General features: G+C 46.1%; 15 protein-coding genes. 9 read left to right on the top strand and 6 right to left on the bottom strand.

Annotation, left to right across the window (positions count from 1 at the left end; all coding sequences use genetic code 11):
• Positions 1–84 precede the first annotated feature (84 nt).
• Together ACYVD4_RS09845 and ACYVD4_RS09840 are read left to right on the top strand one after the other, a co-directional pair.
• Positions 85–3,090, top strand: a complete 3,006-nt coding sequence (locus ACYVD4_RS09845) for a glycoside hydrolase family 3 N-terminal domain-containing protein (RefSeq protein WP_460944975.1) — start codon at positions 85–87, stop codon at positions 3,088–3,090.
• Entirely contained in the window at positions 3,087–3,542 is a 456-nt protein-coding gene (locus ACYVD4_RS09840) for a DinB family protein (protein ID WP_460944973.1), read from the top strand. Before ACYVD4_RS09845 ends, ACYVD4_RS09840 begins: the two co-directional genes overlap by 4 nt.
• 7 nt (positions 3,543–3,549) lie before the next feature.
• Here ACYVD4_RS09840 and ACYVD4_RS09835 read toward each other — a convergent pair whose 3' ends face one another.
• From ACYVD4_RS09835 to ACYVD4_RS09820, 4 genes are all read right to left on the bottom strand, one after another.
• Positions 3,550–4,287: a response regulator gene (locus tag ACYVD4_RS09835; RefSeq protein ID WP_460944971.1), complete on the bottom strand. Its 738-nt coding sequence runs from the start codon at positions 4,285–4,287 to the stop codon at positions 3,550–3,552.
• Between the two features lie 3 nt (positions 4,288–4,290).
• Complete coding sequence (locus ACYVD4_RS09830) at positions 4,291–5,997, bottom strand: sensor histidine kinase (protein ID WP_460944969.1); 1,707 nt, start codon at positions 5,995–5,997, stop codon at positions 4,291–4,293.
• Positions 5,998–6,447: 450 nt separating this feature from the next.
• Entirely contained in the window at positions 6,448–7,803 is a 1,356-nt protein-coding gene (locus tag ACYVD4_RS09825) for a sensor histidine kinase (RefSeq protein ID WP_460944967.1), read from the bottom strand.
• A gap of 4 nt (positions 7,804–7,807) precedes the next feature.
• Positions 7,808–8,785 carry an acyl-ACP desaturase gene (locus ACYVD4_RS09820; protein ID WP_460944965.1) on the bottom strand — a complete coding sequence of 326 codons (978 nt, stop codon included), beginning with the start codon at positions 8,783–8,785 and terminating at the stop codon, positions 7,808–7,810.
• 150 nt (positions 8,786–8,935) lie between these two features.
• Between ACYVD4_RS09820 and ACYVD4_RS09815 the strand changes: the two genes are divergently transcribed.
• Complete coding sequence (locus ACYVD4_RS09815; RefSeq protein WP_460944962.1) at positions 8,936–9,688, top strand: lysophospholipid acyltransferase family protein; 753 nt, start codon at positions 8,936–8,938, stop codon at positions 9,686–9,688.
• A gap of 37 nt (positions 9,689–9,725) precedes the next feature.
• On the opposite strand, the gene ACYVD4_RS09810 is transcribed toward ACYVD4_RS09815, so the two are convergent.
• Positions 9,726–11,111 (bottom strand): sigma-54-dependent transcriptional regulator, encoded by a 1,386-nt coding sequence (locus ACYVD4_RS09810; protein WP_460944960.1) that lies wholly within the window; start codon positions 11,109–11,111, stop codon positions 9,726–9,728.
• A gap of 209 nt (positions 11,112–11,320) precedes the next feature.
• On the opposite strand from ACYVD4_RS09810, the gene ACYVD4_RS09805 reads away from it, so the two are divergent.
• The 5 genes from ACYVD4_RS09805 (at position 11,321) to ACYVD4_RS09785 (ending at position 20,195) form a co-directional block, all read left to right on the top strand.
• Positions 11,321–13,012: an ArnT family glycosyltransferase gene (locus ACYVD4_RS09805; RefSeq protein ID WP_460944958.1), complete on the top strand. Its 1,692-nt coding sequence runs from the start codon at positions 11,321–11,323 to the stop codon at positions 13,010–13,012.
• 218 nt (positions 13,013–13,230) lie between these two features.
• Complete coding sequence (locus ACYVD4_RS09800) at positions 13,231–14,478, top strand: efflux RND transporter periplasmic adaptor subunit (protein WP_460944956.1); 1,248 nt, start codon at positions 13,231–13,233, stop codon at positions 14,476–14,478.
• Positions 14,479–14,597: 119 nt separating this feature from the next.
• A complete protein-coding gene (locus ACYVD4_RS09795; protein ID WP_460944954.1) occupies positions 14,598–15,275 on the top strand; it encodes an ABC transporter ATP-binding protein in 678 nt (225 codons plus the stop codon).
• Positions 15,276–15,369: 94 nt separating this feature from the next.
• Positions 15,370–17,727, top strand: coding sequence for an ABC transporter permease (locus tag ACYVD4_RS09790; protein ID WP_460944952.1), 2,358 nt, complete (start codon positions 15,370–15,372; stop codon positions 17,725–17,727).
• An 83-nt stretch (positions 17,728–17,810) separates the two neighbouring features.
• Positions 17,811–20,195, top strand: a complete 2,385-nt coding sequence (locus ACYVD4_RS09785; RefSeq protein ID WP_460944950.1) for an ABC transporter permease — start codon at positions 17,811–17,813, stop codon at positions 20,193–20,195.
• 113 nt (positions 20,196–20,308) lie between these two features.
• On the opposite strand, the gene ACYVD4_RS09780 is transcribed toward ACYVD4_RS09785, so the two are convergent.
• On the bottom strand, positions 20,309–20,755 hold the full coding sequence (locus ACYVD4_RS09780) for a PDDEXK family nuclease (RefSeq protein WP_460944948.1): 447 nt from the start codon (positions 20,753–20,755) through the stop codon (positions 20,309–20,311).
• A gap of 41 nt (positions 20,756–20,796) precedes the next feature.
• Here ACYVD4_RS09780 and ACYVD4_RS09775 point away from each other — a divergent pair, with 41 nt between their 5' ends.
• A complete protein-coding gene (locus ACYVD4_RS09775) occupies positions 20,797–23,214 on the top strand; it encodes an ABC transporter permease (RefSeq protein ID WP_460944946.1) in 2,418 nt (805 codons plus the stop codon).
• Positions 23,215–23,302 lie beyond the last annotated feature (88 nt).

Raw genomic sequence — 23,302 nt, 5'->3', positions numbered from 1 at the left:
GCTTATCTAACGCTGGAGTGGCTTTTTCATACCCTGTAGAATAGTTTTGTATTTTTGCGATTCCTTACACAATTCATCGTCATTATGCCCTATTGCCGGTCTGCTCTCTTTGGTTTCTGCTGCCTGTTGTTATCACTCACAACATTCGCTCAAACAAAATCGCCTGCTTTTCTCCAGCTTAATAAACGACAGGCGTGCTGGGCCGATTCGGTATTTACCAATATGAGTCCCGACGATAGAATTGCTCAGTTAATTATGGTAGCCGGTTACTCGAATCGTAAACCGGCTTACGAGGATTCATTGATCCGGCTGGTGCAAACGCATAAGCTGGGTGGTGTAGTTATGTTTCAGGGTGGGCCAGTACGTCAGGCTTTACTCACAAACCGCCTACAGGCAGCTTCGCGTGTGCCACTACTGATGGCAATGGACGCTGAATGGGGATTGGCGATGCGGCTCGACAGTACGGTACGTTATCCGTATCAGATGACATTAGGTGCCATTCAGGGCAATGACACGTTGCTTTATCAAATGGGAGCCAATCTGGCCCGGCAGGCACGTCGGTTGGGCGTGCATGTCAATTTTGCTCCAACGGTCGACATCAATAACAACCCTAATAATCCGGTTATTAACTTCCGCTCATTTGGAGAAAATAAATACGACGTAGCACGCAAAGCACTTGCCTACATGCGCGGTATGCAGGATAATCAACTGCTTACCAGCATTAAACATTTCCCCGGCCATGGCGATACGGGTACCGATTCGCATTACGATTTGCCCTTGATTGCGAAAAGCAGAGCGCAACTCGATTCGCTGGAACTATATCCGTTCCGGCAACTGATCAACGCAGGTGCTGCGGGGGTTATGGTGGCCCATTTGAGCATTCCGGCGCTCGATACTACCCGGAATCGCCCATCTACGTTATCGCCAAACATTGTGACGAATCTGCTCAAAAACGAGCTTGGGTTTCAGGGGCTGGTTTTTTCTGACGCCATGAATATGAAGGGCTTAACGAAGTATTTTCCGTCGGGGCAAGCCGACCGGCTGGGCATCGAAGCGGGGATGGATGTGCTCGAATTTACGGAAGATGTACCGGCTGCACTTGCTCAGATTAAACAGGCTGTAGCTCAGGGACGTATCACGCAGGAATCACTGGACGCTCGCTGCCTGAAAGTGCTACGTGCCAAAGCGTGGGTTGGCCTCGATCAATACAAACCGGTTGCTATCGAAAATCTGGTTAACGACCTTAATCCGGTAAAAGACGATCTTCTGAATCGAAAACTCACCGAAGCCAGCCTGACCGTTCTGAAAAACGATAAAAATATTCTGCCTTTGCAGCAGCTCGATACGCTACGTATTGCTTCGGTGGCTGTAGAAAGCGATAAAATCACGGCCTTTCAGCAGATGGCCTCCAATTATACGCAGGTCGAGCATTTCAACCTAACCTCCCGTACGCCCGATTCTACGCTGGCAGCAATACGTGATTCGCTCAAAAATTATAACCTGATTCTGGTCGATGTTCACCTGAATAACATCCGTCCTGCCGCCAACTATGGTATGCAGACTAAGACAGCCGTAATGGTCAGTGAATTGGTAGCCACCGGAAAAGCGGTGGTAACTGTATTCGGAAATGCATACGTATTGGATAAACTTTCGTTTCCGATGGATACGGCTCAGCCGAAGCATAATATTGAACAGGCAAGGGCTATCGTAATGCCTTATCAATTAACTAATTACACCGAAGAACTAGCCGCACAATTAATTTTTGGTGCCATTGGTGCTTCAGGAAAACTGCCTGTTACTGTAAATCAACGGTTCCGGGTGGGCGATGGCTTGCCTGTTCGTTCCATTGGACGCCTGAAATATACCATTCCTGAAGAAGTGGGTATCGACAGCCGCTATCTAGCTCAGCAAGTCGATTCATTGGTTAACGTCGGTCTGACAGAGCGAGCGTTTCCGGGTTGCGTAGTGCAGATGGCAAGAGATGGTAAAGTTATTTTCAGAAAAGCTTACGGGAATCATACCTACGACGCTTCGCTCGGTGCCGAGCCTAAACCAACGCAGCTAGATGATTTGTACGACATGGCGTCAGTAACGAAAGTCAGTACGTCGACTCCCGCGCTGATGCGTTTAGTTGATGAAGGTAAGTTCAACCTGAACGGAAAAATGGCGGATTACTTGCCGGATTTCAAAAAATCAAACAAAGCTGATCTGGTCTGGCGCGACGTATTAACCCATCAGGCTCGTCTGAAAGCCTGGATTCCGTTCTGGATGGATACCAAAGAACCAGACGGCAGCTGGAAACCAAGAACGTTTAAGGACGAAAAGTCTGGCCGGTATCCAATTGAAGTAACGGATAGTTTATATGAGTTTCGGCGGTATCCGCAAACTATTTTCGAACAGATAAAAGACTCTCCACTCAATGCGAAGAAAGAGTACGTTTACTCCGATCTGTCGTTCATTCTTTATCCGCAAATTGTGAAGCGTATTACGGACACCGCTTTTGAAGACTATGTTAAAACAACGTTTTTCCGTCCATTGGGCGCGTCTACACTGACCTTTAACCCCCGCCGGTTTTATTCGCTAAGTCGGATTGTTCCAACAGAATACGATTCGTTATTCCGGAGAACACTAATCTGGGGGCGTGTTCATGACGAAGGTGCTGCCATGCTCGATGGTTTGTCGGGACATGCTGGTTTATTCGGTACAGCCAACGACCTGATGAAAGTTTATGAAATGTATCGGCAGCAGGGCAGTTATGGCGGAGAGCGATTTATTTCGCAGAAAACCATAGCTGAATTTACGCGTTACCAATTCCCCGAACTGGGCAATCGACGTGGATTGGGCTTTGATAAACCTTCGTTTACGTATTCAGGAAATGGTCCACGTTCGGCTACAAAAGCAAGTTATGGGCACTCCGGATTTACCGGTACGTTCGTGTGGGTTGAGCCAGACCCTGCTTATAATTTAACGTACGTATTCCTGTCGAATCGCGTATATCCGACCCGCAACAACAACAAAATCAGTACGTTAAACACACGTACTAACGTAGTGGAAGCACTCTACAGAGCCACCAAACGCGGAATCCAATGAAAAATCAGTTGATTCAGTTGCTCGATTATGAGCTTTGGGCCAATCGGCGTGTTATCGACGCACTCGAAACTATTCAGAATCCACCAGCCCGTGCTGTTGCCATAATGGGCCATATTTTATCGGCGCAGCATGTCTGGCTTGGCCGTATTCTGAATGAACCGACGTTTGTGGCTATCTGGGAAGATATTCCGGTTAGCTGGATGGGCGAAACAGCCGAACGACAACATCGGCAGCTCGTGAGCTACGTAGCAGGTCTTGCTGATGATACGTTGGGAAATCCGGTTGCCTATAGAACCTCCAGAGGGGAGCCATTTGAAAACCGATTGCTTGATATTCTGACGCATACAAGCCATCATGCAGCCTATCACCGTGGGCAGGTTGTTCAGCTTATTCGTCCTATGGTTCAGGAAGCTCCCGTAACAGATTTTATCATCTGGGCGAGATCGAAATAATGCCGTTTTACCGTGTTCGAATAACCGACAGTTTCTTTAATAAATCGGCTCTACTTCCTTCTGGAATGGGTATAACGACCTGATTAGAAAGTAATAGCTGGGTGCTTTCCAGCCGAACAATATGATTTAGATTAATGAGTAATGACCGGGAAATACGGTAAAAATTGGGATTGGGGAAATACTGAGCCAGATAACCCAGATTCAGCGTAAACAGGCGGGGTTTTTCTTCACCAACCAGACAAATGTGGGTATAGGCTCCTGACGCCCGCAGGTATACTACGTCGTTTTTGGCTATTTTTTCGTACCCTTTATTATAAGGCAGAAATACACTGTCGGTAACCGTCGGGTCACTGGGCTGTTCTTCATTCATACGAAAGTTATAATAGGCCAGCTCAACCTGAATACCCAATTCCTGCTGCCGAAATGGTTTCAGCAAATATGCCGCTGGCGATGTTTCTTTCGCCCGTTCAACTGTGGTTGGCTCTGAGTGTCCGGTTAAATAAATGATTGGAATCCAGCGTTGATTCTGCAATTCGCGAGCCGTCTGAATTCCATCGGCCGACGAATCTTTCAGCCGTATATCGATAATAGCCAGATCGGGGGGCAACCGCCGTGCCGATGTGATTGCTTCCTGAAACGTTCGTGCGTTATCTGTTACGTTATGCCCGAATTTTTCAAGCGTTTCCTGAATATCGGCAGCTACGATAGCGTCATCTTCTACAATCAGGATATTAAGTGGTTGCATAAGCTAAATGGTAAAAACTAACGTAAATACGGCACCCTGCTCCGATACAAATTTATACGTGCCCCGAAGTTGCTCAACCTGCATCTGAATGAGTCGCATGCCAAATGTTTTCGGTCTTTTCGCCATCAGTTCGGTACTATGTGCGTATCCCGGCCCATTATCGGAAACCTGAAAAATAATACTATTTTGTTGCTGCTGGCAAGATACCCGGAAAGCGGGCTCATCCTGATTTGGAAAAGCATACTTGCAGGCGTTGGTGGTTAGTTCGTTAAGTATCAATCCTAACGGCAAGGCCTGATCGGCGAGTAATGAAACTGGTGCAATAACATAGTCGGGTTGGAGGTATCCGTAACCAAATCCAGCCAGTGCATCCTGCACCAATTCAGCCATAAATTCAGGTAGCTGCACCTTAACCAACTCATCGCCATCATAAAGCCGACGATGTAACGTAGCCATTGCCTGCACCCGTAACTGGCTTTCTTCAACTGCTTTTCGGGCCGAATCGTCGGCAAGGCGATTTACCTGTAGGTTGAGCAAACTGGATACAACCTGTAAATTATTCTTAACCCGATGATTTTGCTCCATCACAAGTTGAGCATTCTGGGTGCTAATCCGTTGGTTCCGACGGTAAAGTCGAAAGAAAACAAAGCTCATTCCTATAGTAAGCATCAGCAATGCCAGCATAGTCCAGATAAACCGCTGTTGATTCGATATACTCTCCGAGTGCAATGCCAGTTCTTTTTGCTGGCTTTTCAGCAACGCTTCTTTTTTCTCAGTTTCATACTCCATTTCGAGCCTCGTTACGGCCCCGTCGCGATCTGAGATGTAATTAGTACGTTCCAGCGCATAGGCTTTCTCACTATATTCGTACGCCTGACGCCAATCACCAAATTTGAGATAATACTCTCGATTTATAACCGCCAGCCCATATTGCTCATTATACGAATGTCGAAATGGACTTTGCTTCAGAAATTGCTCCGACTTATCGAGCCATTGTCTAGCCTCTGTCATCTTGCTCATCTCCAGATAGATTCGCCCAATTTCATTGGTTATGGCAATCTCCAAAACGGGTTCTTTCAGACGAACGGACATTGCCAATGCTTGCTTTAAATGAGTCAGGCTCACAGGGTCTTTTTTATCGTCCCATAATTGCTTACCTACATGATAAGTCCGGTTAAGTATTGCCAGCGAGTCGGTAACTGGTTGCATAATTGATTCCCTGAGGTGGATATAATGGCGAACACTATCAAGATTCGGCTTCGGACGTTGGGGCTGTTTACCTTTGTTCGACCAATCTCTCTCGTAGAAGCCAATCACTTTCGCGTAACTTAAGTCAAGTGCTTTTTCTGATCTTATACGTTGCGCTACACCAAGCGCCAGGCGAGCATACCGTATTGTCTCGGAATAATGCCCCTGTCGAGCTTCATTATCACTTAGCCTGCCATACAGACGACTTAGGTTATATGAATCGCCCCGTGGCTCAAGAATTGCCTGCGACTTAAGAAACCAGCGTTGTGATGTTAACAAATCACCCGCAGCTTCATACGTTTTTCCGTACAAATAGTACGCTTCAGCCAATAATAATGAATCGTTGGTAGCCACAGCAGCCCGATGAACGGTATCGGCATAAAGAAGCTTATGCGGCTGTAGGGGAAGAATAAGCGGCTTTTGCGCAATGCTCACACTTATTTTCATACATATGGCTGCCATCAAACAGAGGAGTTTCAGTAAATAACTGCCCGCAGGATTCATACCACCGATGTATTAAAAAATCAAGTTACGACTCCCTAACGTAGTATAAAACCACTTCGTTGACTTAATGCCCACGAGATGCCGAGAGGTAACATGTTTTGGTTATAAGAGCTATTGGTTGTGTAAAAATACCTATTCGTAAAGAAAATAACGGGATTGGTGAAGTTCAGAAACAATTGGCTAAAGGATTGAGCATATTTACACAGGTATCTACGGCAATGTAGTCTGATAATAGCCGCCTTCTATTCACGCCTTTTCAGGAAGATTTTACATAAAGTTGTCTGCTACGTTACTTGTGAATTCACGTAGAGTTTTGACGCGTACCGGAATATTCATTAATAATCTACCTAAGAAACTTCAGCTTTTTCGCCAGATAGCAAGGCTTTTTTTTCGCCAGATAGCAAGGCTTTAAAATGCCAGACTGAACGTACTTCCCTGACCGGGTGTCGATTCTGCAGTGAGCTGGCCGTTGTGGAGTTGCATCATCTGACGCGACAGGCTGAGGCCAATGCCTGAGCCTGTTTTTTTTGTAGTGTAGAATGGAATAAAAATCTGTTCCAGCGCTTCCGGCTCAATACCCGGACCGTTATCTTTTACGTGTATCAAAACGCGTGGCCCAACGGCTTCGGCCAGAATGTCAATAACGGGCGTCTGCGATTTCTCTAGGCTTTCAGCAGCATTTTTAATCAGATTTATCAGCACCATTTCAATCTGGGCGGCATCGGCACGAATCGCTAAATTTGGCGACGAAACGCTGAACGTAATAACAGGTTTCCGAACGTTCGTTTCGGCCAGTTGCACTACGTTACGTAGCAAAGGCTCTACCGATACGTCGGTAAAGATAGGTTGCGGAATTGTCGTAAAATTTCGATATGCATCCACAAACTGCATAACTCCCGAACCTCGCTGCTCAATGGTTGTCAGTGCATCGCGCAAGTCATTTACCGATTCGCCCACGTAAGACGGTGCTGGCTGTTGCATATCGCCCGACGTAAACGGCACCAAATCCGTTTCGACAATATCGCGCATTGTACCCGCTAATGACACAATCGGCGTAATCGAATTCATGATTTCATGACGTAGCACTTTAGTCAGGTTCTGCCATGCATCAAGCTCACGCTGTTGCAATTCAGAACGTATATTCTGCATCGACACCACCGTAACCAGACGCCCCCGTAATCGAACGGCTGTGCAACGTATCGATAGTTCGCCATCGGCACCGGTCTGATACGATACGGGTGTTGGCGATGCTGTTGCAGCCTGAAGTAACGTAGCGAGTTCGGCATGTGTGCTTTTCAGATCGGCAAGGGTACGTAGGCGATAAATTCCCAGCAATCGAAGGGCTGTCTGATTCACCAGTTCTACCTGACCAGCAGCATCGAAAGTAAGCAACCCCACATTTACATGCTGAACAATTGTATTGACGTAGTGTAGGTTGGCTTCTTTTTCGGCCCGCGCCTGCCGAAAGGCATCGAGTACTTCGTTAAACTGATCGTTGAGTTCATAAAACGACGGCCCCAGATTACTATCGGCCCGAAACGCTACGGCAAAATCGGAATAACGTACTGATTCCAGAAAGCGCGTCAGCTTCCTGTTCAGACTCGTTACGTATTGGTACAGGTTTACGGTCAGAACAATCTGGAGAACGAACAGCGGAAAGAGTACCAATCCGTTCGAATCCTGTAAATAACCATACGTAATGGCGCTGGTGAGCACAATTACCCCAACGATACGCCAGCCAATGCCAATAGCGAATCGATTCATAGGGTTAAGCAGCTATCCAGCTAAAAGGATACTCAAGCGTCGGAATTTTAGTCCGTTCGGCAACACGACGTAACCGGGCAGGCAGTGCCATCAGATAATCACGGGCACGTTGCGCTTTATCGTTCAGATCTGTAACTGACGCAATGTTCCATTCGTCCAGCAACGATTCGGCAATGTCGATATAATCCTGGGTTGTATAAACACCCAGCCGTTGGGCAGCGTCGGAGAAGTGGCTGAATGTTTCGCCCAGTTTCACGCCGGTTTCGCGCAGGAAGTGGGCAGGCATCACGATTTTTTTGCGCATCATATCGTCAAAAGCCAGCATCATTTCTGAGGCATCTACTTCAAAAATCTGGCTCACAAACGATTTATAGGCCTTGGCATGTCGCATTTCGTCGGAAGCAATTACTCCACAAATTTTCGACAACTGCGTGCAGCCTGCCTGTTTTGCCAACGTAGCGGTTCGGCGGTGCGACAAATTGGTGGCCAGTTCCTGAAATGATGTATAAACAAAGTTCCGATAAGGATCACGGCCCGTACCAATATCAAATCCATCGGCTATCAGGTATTGAGTCGATACTTCCATAGCGCGCATATTTACCCGACCTGATAAATACAGAAATTTATTCAACAAATCGCCATGACGGTTTTCTTCGGCAGTCCAGCTACGTATCCAGCGTGTCCAGCTATGCGGATTTTCCTGATCGACACCTTCCATGTCCATCAACCAAGATTCATAAGTAGGTAGGGCTTCTTCGGTAATTGTATCACCGACTAATACGGCTATATAATCGTAGGATAACTCACGGGTACTTTCACGGAGCAGTTTTACTTCGTCAAGAAACGATTCTTTGGTCGTATCAGGCAACAGGTCAGACGGTTGCCAGTACGTTTCTATCGGTTTTAGAAATTCATCAATAGAGTTATCGACTTTTTCACCGACGAACTGCATAACCTCAATACGTGTACCTGATAAGCTCATAGTTTAACAACGAAGAAAATGAATAATTAATCCAATTAAGGCACAAAGTTCCGTTAAAATCCGCGATGATTTATGTTCATCGACATTTTTCTGCATGACAAGAATCAGTTGGTTGCTAATTTTGGCCCAGAATGGCTCTTGAGACCTGCTATGAAAAAAATCCTGGATTATTTATTGAGTTGTATCTATCTGCTTTACTTCGGATTAGTATTAGTTATTTTCCATGCCTTACAGGTGATCTCGTTCCATATTTTGGGGAAACAGGCGCACAAAAAAACTGTCGACTGGATGAATGCCTCTATTGCCTATGGCTGGTATTTGACTGGTAGCACAATTCGATATAAGGAACAGCCTGGCCTCCCTACCGACCGACCGATCATTTTTATTGCCAACCACCAGAGCATGTTCGATATTTCGCCCATTATCTGGTTCTTCCGTCAGCACGGCCCAATTTTTGTCTCAAAAATTGAGTTGGCGAAGGGAATTCCCGGTGTATCGTACAATCTACGGAAGAGTGGTGCTGCTCTTATTGACCGTAAAGACCCCAAACAGGCTATCGTTGAAATTGCCCGACTGGGTAAACTAATTCAGGAAACCAATCGGTCGGCGGTTATTTTTCCAGAAGGCACCCGCTCACGCGATCCGGAAGGTCGAATGAAGCCTTTCGTAACAGGCGGTGTCAGTACATTATTGAAACGGGCTCCAAGTGCGCTTGTTGTGCCTGTTGCGATTCAGGGAACCGGTCGTTTCAATCCTAAAGGTATTTTTCCGCTAACGTCTTTTTCGCGCATGTCCTGGACGGCCTTGCCGGGCATTGAACCCAAAGGCAAAACACCCGATGAAGTGGTTAAACAGGCCCAAGAAGCCATTGCAGAAGCTCTGGGACATAATCCGTTAGATTGACTAAACGCGTTACGTCCCAGCTCGTAAATCGAGAAAATTAGAGTCCAAATTTTTCCAATCGCCGATACAGGGCCTGCCGCGATAGACCAAGTTCACGAGCTACGTCGGTAATGCTACCCCGATGTTTTTGCATGGCCTGTTTAATCAATTGACGCTCCATATCTTCGAGCTGAAGTGTCTCGCTGGCGAGCGATGGCGTTGCAGTTCCGTTTTTGAAGACAAAATTGGTAGGTTCCAGCATGGTTCCCGGTGTGAGTTCTGGTCGTGCCAGAATCACCGCCCGTTCAACGGCGTGTTGTAATTCGCGAACGTTACCCGGCCAATGATACTGCTTCATCTCAATTAGTAAAGCCGGACTTATCCCAGATACCGAGCGATTGTACTGCTTCGCATATTTCTTAAGAAAAAATTCGGCCAATTGACCAATATCGCCCGGACGCTCACGCAGAGACGGTAAATGCAGCTCAATGGTATTAATTCGGTACAGCAAATCCTGACGGAACGAACGGTCTGCAACTCGCTCATTCAAATCAGCATTAGTAGCACAGATCAACCGGACATCAATCTGGCGTGCTTTGTTTGAGCCAACCCTTGTTACCTGACGCTGTTGAAGTACAGTTAATAGCCGAGCTTGCTGAGCGGGACTTAGATTACCAATTTCATCCAGAAAAATTGTTCCACCATTGGCTTCTTCAAAACGCCCGGCACGGTCGTCACGGGCATCGGTAAAAGCACCTTTTACGTGCCCAAACAATTCACTTTCGAATAAACTTTCGGTTAATGCGCCTACATCCACACTAACAAATGGCTTGTCGCGACGGTCCGAATGTTCGTGAATAGCTCGCGCAATCAAATCTTTACCGGTTCCGTTTTCCCCCAAAATCAATACGTTGGCATCAGTAGGTGCTACCTGTTCAACCGTATCCAGAATCGGACGCATGGCCGAACCTATGATATTTGTTTGCTTTGTTGATTTTTTATCAGACTGCTCCTTGCCGTTCTTTTTTCCATTGACCTGCCCAACTTCCTCCCGATCTTCACTTTTAGCCTCAACCGCTTTCCGAATGGTTTCCAGAAACTTATCGTTCTGCCAGGGTTTGAGCACAAAATCAACAGCTCCTGCTTTTATTGCCCGAACCGCCATTTCAACATCGCCATAAGCCGTAAAGAGAATTACACGCGAATCAGGAGCGATGTCCAGAATTCGGTCGAGCCAGGCAAATCCTTCACGTCCGCTACTAACGTCGCGCTGAAAATTCATATCGAGCACAATGGCATCGTAGCGATTGTTATTGAGTAAGAACGGTAGCTTTTCAGGATTTTTTTCAATCTCTACCGAGGCTACGTGGCGCTTAAGCAACAGACGGGCTGCTAGCAGTACATCAGGGTCGTCGTCGACGAGCAGAAGTTTAGCATCTTGCATATACTCAAAGATGAAAGACCGGAGGAATAGGTTGCATGGGGGTCTTATTCAGCAACGAATTACGGGTTTCTTCCGTATTTTGGGCGTTAAATAGTGTTAAGTGGTTATTTATTATCAGTAGATGGTCGTCATGGTTGGTAAATGTTTGTCGCCATCAAGGCCCCTCCATGTTGTTAATAACTGCCCTAATTTAACAACAAAGAATGGGAATGACTAGTGTAAATCCCCCCTTCAACAATCGTTTGTTTTATGGACTTGCCGCCGTAGGTATTTTATTGAATACCACGGGCTTGTTCCCTCCTATCATGGAGCTCGATGGAGCTTTGTATGCCTGCATTGCCAAATCCATGGCCCAGTCGGGTGATTTTTTAAACCTGTACGCTGTTGGGGCCGATTGGCTCGATAAACCCCATTTTCCGTTCTGGGTAGCGGCCATAAGTTTCAAAATTTTTGGCATCAATACGTTTGCCTACAAATTTCCCGCGTTGCTGTTTTTTCTGGGAAGCGTTGTTTACACGTATCACTTTGCCCGATTAACATACGATAAACTAACGGCCCAGATTTCCACACTCGTACTTTTAACCGCTTTTCATGGCGTGCTATCTAACAGCGACGTTCGAGCGGAGCCGTACCTAATGCCCCTTATCATTGGGCCAATCTATCATTTCTATCGTCTGTTTTTGGGTGGTCGGTTTCAGCATCTGCTAATCGGCTCGTTTTTAACGGGTTGTGCGCTGATGACCAAAGGCGTATTCGTGCTCATTCCAATTGGTGCCGGACTAATTGTTCACTGGTTATTGACCGGGCACTGGCGCGAACTCGTCAATTGGCGCTGGTATGTTGCTGTTACGTTGTCATTTTTGTTTACCCTTCCCGAAATTTATTGCCTCTACCAGCAATTCGATTTGCATCCCGAAAAACTGATTTTCGGGAAAACCAACGTATCAGGAATCCGCTTTTTTTTCTGGGATAGTCAGTTTGGGCGTTTTTTTAATACGGGGCCGATTAAAGGCTCCGGCGACAAATTTTTCTTTGTTCATACGTTGCTTTGGGCGTTTTTGCCGTGGTCGTTACCACTTTACATCGGTATTGGCAAAATCCTGATCAACCTGACGAAAGGCAAACGTAATGCGCCCGAATACGTATCGCTCGGCACCGGGCTTGCTACGTTCCTGCTGTTTTCATTTTCAGGCTTTCAGCTCCCTCATTACCTTAACATTGTATTTCCCTTTTACGCCATCCTGACGGCTCATTTCTTAACGAGTTTAAACCCGACTTTGCTACGTCGCTGGACAATCGGACAGACTGTTATTGGCGTACTGATCATTATTCTGACAGTCGGTTTGCTTCAGATTGTTCGGCCAAGCCAATACGTTATCGCCGTAAGCTGGATTGCTGTTATTACGTTTGCTACGTATACAATTTTCAGGAAAAATAGTCTGACCTCGTTAATGGGTCGGATGCTGGGCAGTATGTTGATTCTGGCAACTACGCTGAACGTTACGTTGTATCCAACTTTTCTGCACTATCAGGCGGGCATGACAGCGGCCAATTATACCAATGAGCAGCCCACACTCGCACGTCGGCCAACCATTTTATATGAACCCGGCACGGGCGTTGGTGGGGGTAGTTTCTGGTCGTATGAGTTCTATACCGATGCGCCAACGTATTACGCCCGCACCGATTCGACATTACAACGCTACGTTCAGAAGGGTTCGCAAAAGGTATTTACTACCAGTGAACAGGCCGATTCGCTGATGAAACGTGGGTACGAAGTCCGCCATCTGGCTACGTTTCCGTATTACCACGTAAGCCGATTAACTTACGCTTTTCTAAATCCGGCAACCCGTGCCCAAACCTTAGAATCATACGTTCTGACAGAGATTAGTTCTAGAAAATAGATAGGCTAATTTACTACGTTAAAATGCGCCGTTAAAAGCGGACAAATCTCGTCCGAAAGCGGACAAGAGACAAAAATACCCAGCTATTAACTTCTTGATAATCAACAATCCAATGTAACTGGCATGACTATTGGCACAGAATAATCAGCGGAAGAGGCTGGCGATTTGCATCGCTCCGTTTCAGCAGTTTTCTCTTTTGCGTCTTAACTTTAATACCAATGGATCGCGTCTTACCTAAACGATTTTGGACAACACAACGTATCGCTATTTTCGGTGGCGGTGCGCTCATCACTGGCTTATTGGCTTACACCCTACTCTTTGCAGATCGACGGTCTAAGCTTAATGTTGAAAAAGATAAAATCACCGTATCTAACGTAACAACAGGACCTTTTGAAGATTTCATTGCGGTAACGGGTGTTGTACAACCCCTAAAAACGATACGTCTCGACGCCATTGAAGGTGGATACGTAACGCAGAAACTGGTAGAAGGCGGTAATATGGTACAGAAAGGTGAGGTTCTTCTTAAACTGGAAAATCAAAGCCTGAAACTCAGCTTCCTGCAATCTGAAACGGAAGCCAACCGACTCGTTAACGACTTACAGAATACGCGTCAGCGGATACAGATCGAACGGTTTACGTTACGTAAAACACTGGCCGATGTAGATGCCCAGATTTCGCAGGCAAAAGACACCTACGAGCGGCAGGAAAAGCTATTTAAGGATAAAGTTGTTTCGGAAGAAGATTATTTGAAAGCCAAGCGTGCTTACGAGCGGCTCACCAGTCAACGTACTATCGAAATCGAAACGCAGAAATATCAGGAAGAGAACGCTAAATTCCAGATCAAACAATTAGAACAAACGCTGCAACGTACCCAGAAAAATGTTGCTCTTTGGCAACAGACGCTGGATAATCTGGTTGTGAAAGCGCCCGTTTCAGGCCAATTGTCGAGCATTGATGTAGAAGTTGGCTCGAACATTAACCGGGGTCAGAACATCGGTCAGATTGATGATCTGAACGGCTTCAAAATGCGGGTTGGTATAGATGAGCATTACATCAGCCGGGTTTTTTCGGGTTTGAAAGGATCTTTCGAATTTAATGGAAAGATGCACGCTCTTGAAATTAGCCGGGTTTACCCGGAAGTAAAAAGTGGCCGTTTTGAAGTCGATATGATTTATCCCAAAGGTGCTCCTGAAGGCATAAAAAGGGGGCAATCGTCGCCAATTCAATTGGAACTTGGCAAAGCAGCTAAAGCTACGTTACTGCCCGTTGGTGGCTTCTTCTCCGACACCGGCGGCAACTGGGTATACGTAGTCGATAAATCGGGCAAACGTGCGGTAAAACGTCCTATTACGTTAGGCCGTAAAAACCCGGAATATTATGAAGTGTTAACCGGCTTAGAGCCTGGTGAGCAAGTGATTACGAGTTCTTACGAAAATTTTGGCGATAACGAAGTACTTGAATTCTAAAATCTGAACCTAGATTTTATCAAGACCAACAGGATTAAACAAGATAAATGACAATAAAATTATCCTGAAAATCTTTTCAATCTTGTAGAAATCTAGGTTCTGACAACCCCTACCAAACAATGATTCAAACAGTTGAACTTCAGAAACTCTTCGCTACCGAAGAAGTAGAAACAACCGCCCTCAATGGCATCAATATGGATGTGAAAGACGGCGAATTTGTCGCAATCATGGGTCCTTCGGGCTGCGGCAAATCCACATTACTTAACATCCTGGGCTTGTTGGATAATCCCAGCGAAGGTCAGTATAATTTCTACGGTACAGAAGTCGCCAAAATGACCGAGCGGCAGCGGGCGCAGCTTCGCAAAGGCTCTATCGGTTTCGTGTTTCAGAGCTTTAACCTGATCGACGAACTGACCGTATATGAAAACGTTGAACTGCCATTGCTTTATCTGAAAACCCCAGCCGATGAGCGCAAAAAGCGCGTTGAAGAAACACTGGAGCGGATGAGCATTATGCACCGGCGCAACCACTTCCCCCAACAATTATCAGGTGGTCAGCAGCAACGTACGGCTATTGCTCGGGCGGTTGTTGCTAAACCCAAGCTAATTCTGGCCGATGAGCCGACGGGTAACCTCGATTCGAAGAATGGCGAGGAAGTAATGAAATTGCTGGGTGAACTGAACGACGAAGGTACAACCATCATCATGGTAACGCACTCGCCTTATGATGCAGGTTTCGCCCACCGAATTGTCAACCTGTTCGATGGTAAAGTAGTTACCGAAAACTTCCACGTATAATCCAGAACCGGGATTTAGCTGATTAAAGGATTAAACTGATTTTGTTTAATCCTTTAATCAGCTAAATCCCGGTTCTCATTTTAACTCAACTGTCATGATTCGCAACTACGTCAAAATCGCTATTCGGAGTCTGTTAAAGCACAAACTTTACTCATCTATTAACGTTTTCGGATTGGCCTTGGGCATGGCCTGTAGCTTGCTGATTGGACTTTGGGTGAAGGATGAGCTTGGTTACGACCGTTTTCTGCCTGATGCGGAGAACGTTTGCTACGTTCGAACCAATTTTCCGTTCAATAATGAAATCGTAACAAATTCTGCGACACCGGGTCCGCTGCAGGAAGCCATTTCGCAGCATATACCTGAAGTGGCGGCTGCTGCGAAAATCAATTGGGGCTTTGAGACCTTAATTAAAGTTGGCGAAAAAACAGCCAAAGAGAAAGGTCATTATGCCACCAAAGATTTTTTCGGTGTTTTTGATTTACCCGTTTTGCAGGGAAACCCAAAAACAGCAATGGCGCAAACAAATCAGATTGTTGTTACCCGAAAAATAGCCGACAAATTCTTCCCAAACGGGGCTGCTCTAGGCAAAACCTTACAACTCGATAACAATAAGTTTTACGTAGTAGGCGCCGTCATTGAAAACCTGCCGCATAATTCTACACTCCAGTTCGACTGGATGGTCAACTGGAAAAATCATGAGCAGGATTGGATGAAAACCTGGGGCAATAACTCGTTCCAGACATACGCCCGTCTGAAGCCAAACACTACGATTGCACAGGCAGAAAAGGCAATGCAGGTAATCTATCCGCGTTATGCCGGAAAAAACTTCGAGTCTGGACGCCCAACCTTACAATCAATTACGGACCTTCATCTATATTCCGAATACAAAGAAGGAAAAGCCATGGGTGGGCAAATTGAATACGTTCGTATTTTCTCGATTGTTGCCCTCTTTATTCTGGTTATCGCCTGTATCAACTTCATGAATTTAGCCACAGCTCGTTCGGCCATGCGGGCTAAAGAAGTGGGTGTTCGGAAAGTGGTTGGAGCGATGCGTTCTTCGTTGATTGGCCAGTTTCTGAGTGAGGCTGTTCTGACAAGTGCATTGGCCGTTGTACTTGCGCTGGCACTGGTATGGTCAATACTACCAACATTCAATACGTTATTTAATAAGCAATTAAGCTTAAATCTTGCCGATTCGGAGCTATGGTTTATCATTGGCGCACTCGTTTTAATAACGGGTTTTGTATCAGGCAGCTACCCAGCCTTATTCCTGTCGTCATTACAGCCTATCAAAATTCTGAAAGGGCGTTTGCAGTTCGGTTCGGGCCCAGCCTTGTTTCGCCGGACGCTGGTAGTATTTCAATTTTCATTATCCATCTTTCTGATCGTCGGCATGCTGGCGGTTGGTCGTCAGATGGATTACTTACGTAGTAAAAACCTTGGTATTGACCGGGAAAGTGTAGTTTACATACCATTAGAAGGTGAAATTGCGCAACCGAAAAAAGTAGAAGCTTTTCGCCGTGAGGTAATGCGCAAGCCATCGGTAGCCTCGGCCACTACGTCGATGTTATTGCCGGTTAACGTACAAAGCTCGTCGGGCGATTTAAACTGGTCGGGTAAAGATCCAAAGCTTCAAACAAGTGTTTCATGCATGTTCGTTGGTGGAGATTTTATTCGTACCATGAACATTAAACTGCTCGAAGGCCGCGATTTCCGAGTAGACAGCCCCGCTGATTCGACAAATTATTTGATCAACGAAGCGGCAGCGAAATTGATGGGCATGGCCAAGCCAGTAGGTAAGGAAATTCAATTCTGGCCCGGTAAAGGACGAGTTATTGGCTTGATGAAAGATTTCCATTTGCAGTCGCTCCATCAGGCTATTACGCCATTGATTTTATGTTTCGATGCGCGCAATACGCAATATCTACTGGTTAAAACTCAGCCCGGACAAACAAAGCAGGTAATTACCGATCTGGAGCAATTAGCGAAAGAATTTAATCCGAACTATCCCTTCAATTATCATTTTCTGGACGAGGAATACGAGAGTATGTATCGGGCTGAGCAGCAAATCGATACGCTTGTTAACTACTTCGGTATAATAGCCATTTTGATCTCTTGCCTGGGCTTATTTGGGTTAGCGGCTTTTATGGCCGAGCAACGTACCAAAGAAATTGGAGTCCGTAAAGTACTCGGCGCAAGCGTATCGAACATCGTAGGCTTACTATCGAAAGATTTTCTGGGCCTGGTGTTTATGGCCATTATTCTGGCATCGCCACTGGCGTGGTGGGCGTTACGTACCTGGCTCGATTCATTTGCTTACAAGACAGACTTAAGTTGGTGGATTTTTGGTGTAGCAGGTATACTGGCCGTAATCATTGCCTTCCTGACGGTCAGTTATCAAAGTGTAAAAGCTGCCCTGATGAACCCGATGAAATCACTACGTAGTGAATAGCAAAGGGCTTAGGGCATCGGGTAAAGGGTAAAACGTTCATAAAACCCTTTGCCCCATGCCCTAAGCCTCAATCCCCTACCCCTATGCTCAGAAACTATCTCAAAATCGCGATTCGTAACCTGTGGCGTAACCGTCTGTTTTCGACGATTAACGTAGTGGGCCTATCGGTTGGGCTGGCGTGCGTTGTGGTATTGATTCTTTTCGCCCAGAAATGTCTTAGCTGGGATACAGCCCATAAAAAACTTGATCGACTTTACTACGTCCAGACCAAAAGCGCCAACGGCGATAGCTACAACGAAACGGTTTATCCATTGCTCGATCAGATGTTGCGTGATTACCCGGAAATTGAAACGGGAACGCATATTCAGAGCTGGAATTATCCGTGGCTTGAATACGGAAACAAAAGTTCGCAGGAACGAACGTACTACGTTGATTCAACCTTTTTCCAGATATTCACATTCCCGCTCAAATACGGTAATCCGGCCACTGCGCTACGTAACAAACGTTCGGTTATCCTTAGTGAAAAAGTGGCTCAGACCCTGTTTGGTTCGGCCAACCCGGTTGGGAAATACGTAACGGTGGATGATACGTTACAATATGCGGTTACTGGAGTGCTGGAGAAAATACCCGCCAATTCATCTCAACAGTTTGAGGTACTTTTACCAGCATCGAATCTCCTCGATAATCCTAATTTCCGGGAGAACGCCGATTGGTATAACAACTTTGCCAGCACATTCATTCTGCTGAAAGAAGGCGCGAATCCATCGCAACTAGAAGCAAAATTACCCCAGCTCGTTAAAAGTCATTTTAAAGATGATGGTAAAAAGCGTACGTTGCTGGTGAGTGCCTATAAAAACTTTATCTACACCGAAAATCCTTCGTTTTCCGGGCTGATTCAGGGGGCAATTGCTATCGCGCTCTTTTTGCTGTTTATCATCAGCGTCAATCTCATCAATCTCAATACCGCTTCTGCTATGCCACGGGCTAAGGAAGTGGCAGTGAGACAAGTAGTTGGCGGAACGCGCCAAGCGGTGCTACGTCAATTCTGGATAGAGTCGGGTATAGTTGTGCTATTGTCGCTGATTTTGTCGGTAGCATTCGCCGTTTATTTCCTGATACCCAATTTCAATCAGCTACGTAGTGAGAACATGCAGTTGTCCATTAATCTGGCTACTGATTATCCAACTATTCTGGCCGTTTTGGGCGTAGCACTCACGGTTGCGCTCATTGCCGGTACGTATCCTGCGTTGTATCTGCTTGGGCTGAAAACAACCGATGCCGTAAAAGGCAAACTCAACGCGAATCCAAAAAGTGGACGTCTTCGGCAGAATGGCCTGATCACATTACAGTTCACACTGGCTATCGTACTGATTTTGGGAACGATTGGCATGCGTCAGCAAATTCAGTTTATGAAAGAAGCCGACCTCGGCTACGACAAAGAGAATGTGCTGGTTTTTAAAACCGATCTGGCTTATCGGAACGAAAATGTAGCTTTAACGCAGGGAAAAAGCATTTTAAACGAGCTTCGTCAGAACCCGAACGTAGTGTCGTTTACCAGTACGTATTATACGCCGGTAGCCTACCAGAATAACTTCAATAGCTATTATCCCGAAGGCAACGAAAATAAAGCGATTAATATACGGCATATGGGTGGGGCTGTACGTTTCAATGAAACGTACAAAATTCCGATGCTCGAAGGACGTGATTTTTCCGACATTACCTCGGCCGACTCAGCCAACAATGCCGTCATTATCAACGAGTCTGCCATGCACGCATTTGGCTGGCAAACGGGCGTTGGCAAGAAACTCCGGCAGCTTAATAATCCAGCGGTTTACACCGTGATTGGCGTAACGAAAGACTACCATTATCGCAATCTGAAAGACCGAATTGAGCCAATGCTTCAAGGCTATGGCGGCTCTGAAAGTCTGAGCAGTTTTCTGACGGTACGTATCGCCGATGCCGCAAAAGCACCAGCCGTTATTGCTGAATTAGAAAAGGCGTTTAAGAAAATTCCGTCGCGACGTACGCTGACGTATTCGTATCTGTCTGACGACGTAGTGCGCTCCTATCGCTCTATGGAAAACATCTGGCAAATGATCAGCTTCGTAACAGTTATCTCGATTTTGATCGCCTGTGCTGGCATTTTCGGGTTGGTTACGCTTGTCGCTCGTCAACGTACCAAAGAGATTGGTGTTCGGAAAGTATTGGGCGCATCGGTCGCCAGCATTACGTTCCTGCTCTCGAAAGACTTCCTGAAATTAGTGATGCTGGCTATTCTGATTGCTGCACCAATTGGCTGGTGGTTAGGCCAAAAAGTCCTCAACTCGTTTGCCTATCGGGTACAGCTTGAATGGTGGTTTCTGGCATTAGCCGGCGGATTGGCCGTTCTGATTGCCTGCCTGACCGTCGGTTATCAAAGTATAAAAGCCGCGTTGGTCAATCCGGTGAAGAGTTTACGAAGCGAGTGATTCTGAACCGCATCGGCGGCCCGGCGGGATTTAGCCGATTATAAAGATTTTGTTTTTAGCTTCTTATGAAGCGCTTTCCAGAAAAGTAAAATCAACAAAATCTGTTTAATCCGTTAAATCCCGGTCAGGAAGGAATTCAGATCGAGATTGAGAATATCGGAGAAAGACGATTCGGTTGGAAGCCCACCATCGCCTTTTCGGTACCGAAGCCATTGATGCCTGCGATAATCATAGACGAAACCTTCCTCTATGCCATATAGCTCTCCATCAACCATTCGGATAATTTTTTCTACATCCGATTTAACACCTCGAGTCTGGCAAATCTCGATAACAACAGGTGTTGAATCGGTTGTATTATCATATAGTGTAACATCAGGTGTAGGGCTGCTGTATTCACCGACCATCATTTCAGGAAGTGGTTCGTAGCCAATCACTCCCGATTCATACAGTGGATAAAGCCTTGCCGTCAATCGTGCAATAACCCGCTGATGGATAACAGGAGCATTAGCTCCATCGTCCATAACCAAAAAATTACCGGAAGTAGGCGTTGAATAGTCCATCGTGAATCAATAAATGACTTATCAAATTTAACCAAAATAGTATGTTTCGCAATTACCTGAAAGTTGCTCTTCGGACACTCTGGAAAAACCGCACGCATACGCTCATCAACGTAGTAGGCTTGTCAATTGCGTTTGGTACGTGTGTGCTCCTATTTCTGACGGCTACATCCGAATTTTCGTACGACAAGTTTCACACAGACTCAGACCGCATTTTTCGGCTCTACTTTCTATCGTCGAATCGGGATGGAACGCCCAATAAGAGCTCAACCATGCCCTATCCGATTTCGCCTAATTTAAAAGCTGAATTTCCGGAAATCGAAGGCGTTACGCGTTGGTTCGACCGCAATGCCAGTATCCGGCGAAACAACCAGACGTATACCAAAGATGTACGTCTGGCAGATCCTGATTTTCTGCAAATGTTTACGTTTCCGCTTCAAAAAGGCAACTCGAAAACAGCCCTCAACGGTCTGAGCGATATTGTTATCAGTGCCAGCATGGCGAAGGATATTTTCGGCAAAGAAGAGCCCGTAGGAAAACCGCTTCAGCTTCGATTTAATGACAATTGGCAAACCTTCAACGTAACAGGCGTCGTTACCGATTTCCCTAAGAATTCGTCGTTCCAATATGATGCGTTTATACGTAGCGACAATACAGCCGATTATCAGGAGTATAAAAATCGTTGGGATCATGGCAATCATGACGTATACATAAAAGTAAAGGCAGGTGTCGATCCACAAATGCTCCAACGCCGGACGCAGGCGTTCATGGATAAGTACTTCGCTTCCGACATCAAGGAGCGTAAGGAAACAGGTTATCCGAAAAATGAGCTGGGTTTTCAGCGCAGTTTATTATTTCAACCACTGACCGATATTCATTTCGATACTGAAACCACACAAGGGTTAGGTATCAGCCGAACATACGTCGTTACGTTACTACTGATAGGTTTCTTCATACTTGCCATTGCCTGTATCAATTTCATTAATCTGACCATTGCCCAATCTTTCTCGCGGGCTCGCGAAGTGGGAGTTCGCAAATCGCTCGGCGCTCAGCGTGGACAACTGTTCCGGCAAATCTGGGGCGAAACTCTGCTTCTTTGTTTTGGTGCACTGGCAATTGGGCTGAGTCTGGCTTACTACGTATTACCTACCTTTAATCGCCTGTTTAAAAGTCAGTTAACACTGGACGATTTTCTGACACCAACCGTACTCTTAACTACACTTGTTGGCTTTGTTCTCATTACGTTGATTGCTGGCGGTTACCCCTCCTGGTTCATCACCCGATTCAATGTGGTAACAGTATTGAAAGGACGAATCAAAGCCAGCCGACCGGGTTTACTACGTAATTCACTCATTATAAGCCAGTTTACTATTGCTTGTCTGCTCATTGTTTGTACGCTGATTATTCGTCAGCAGATTACGTATTTGCAGGAACGCCCGATGGGGTTGGATAAAGAGCAAGTAGTTAGTATTCCGATTGGCAATGAACTGAATGGTACCGACGCCCTCAACACCATGCGCGACCGGCTGGCGAATCAGCCCAATATCGTATCGGTTTCGGGAACGGCGGTCAATATTGGTGCGGGGCTGGATGGCAGCTCGTCCCGCATGATGTATGGTTTTCAATACGGCAAACGAGATATTACGTGCGACTGGCTACGTATCGATACGGATTACCTGAAAACTATGGGTATCAAACTCCTGCAAGGCCGTGATTTCAGCAAAGCGTTTAGCACAGATTCGAGTTCGTCAATCCTGATTACGCAAAGCATGGCGAAGGCACTTGGCGAGAAGAATCCGGTGGGAAAGTTTATCAAACCCGACAAAAAATCGTACCAGATTGTGGGAGTTATTTCCGACTTCAACCTGTATTCGCTGCATCAGGAAGCTCGACCGATTACCCTCCACATGGAAGCTAAATCGCCTATCAGCTATATTTTAGTTCGGGTTGAATCCCATAATCTGACTACTGCTATGGAAACGATAAAAACGGCCTGGAAGAACGTAGCACCTAAACAGGAATTTATCGGCTCGTTTCTCGACGAAAATACCGAGCGATGGTATAAGCAGGAACAACGACTGGCAACGATTTTCTCATCGGCCGCAGGAATTGCCATTGCGCTCTCGTGCATGGGTTTGCTGGCGATTGCACTGCTCACGATTCAACAACGTACCAAAGAGATTGGCGTTCGGAAAGTGTTAGGCGCATCGGTGGGCAGTATCGTTACGTTGCTTTCCAAAGATTTTCTAAAGCTGGTATTTATCGCCATCCTGATTGCCAGTCCAATAGCCTGGTACGTTATGGAGAAATGGCTGGCCGATTTTGCCTACAAAATTGACATCGAATGGTGGGTATTTGCGCTTGCAGGATTGCTGGCAATTGTCATTGCCTTTTTAACCGTAAGCTATCAAAGTATTAAAGCGGCCACGGTAAATCCAGTCAAATCACTACGTTCTGAATGACCTTGTAGAGCCAAGGCATGCCTTGGCTCTATGTAAAAATTAATACCAATACGTTGCTGACGCAGCCAAAAGAAACGTAACACCTTAC

Source organism: Spirosoma daeguense, assembly GCF_054776875.1.
Note: the sequence above shows the minus strand (reverse complement) of the source record. Positions and strands in the feature narration are given on the sequence as shown.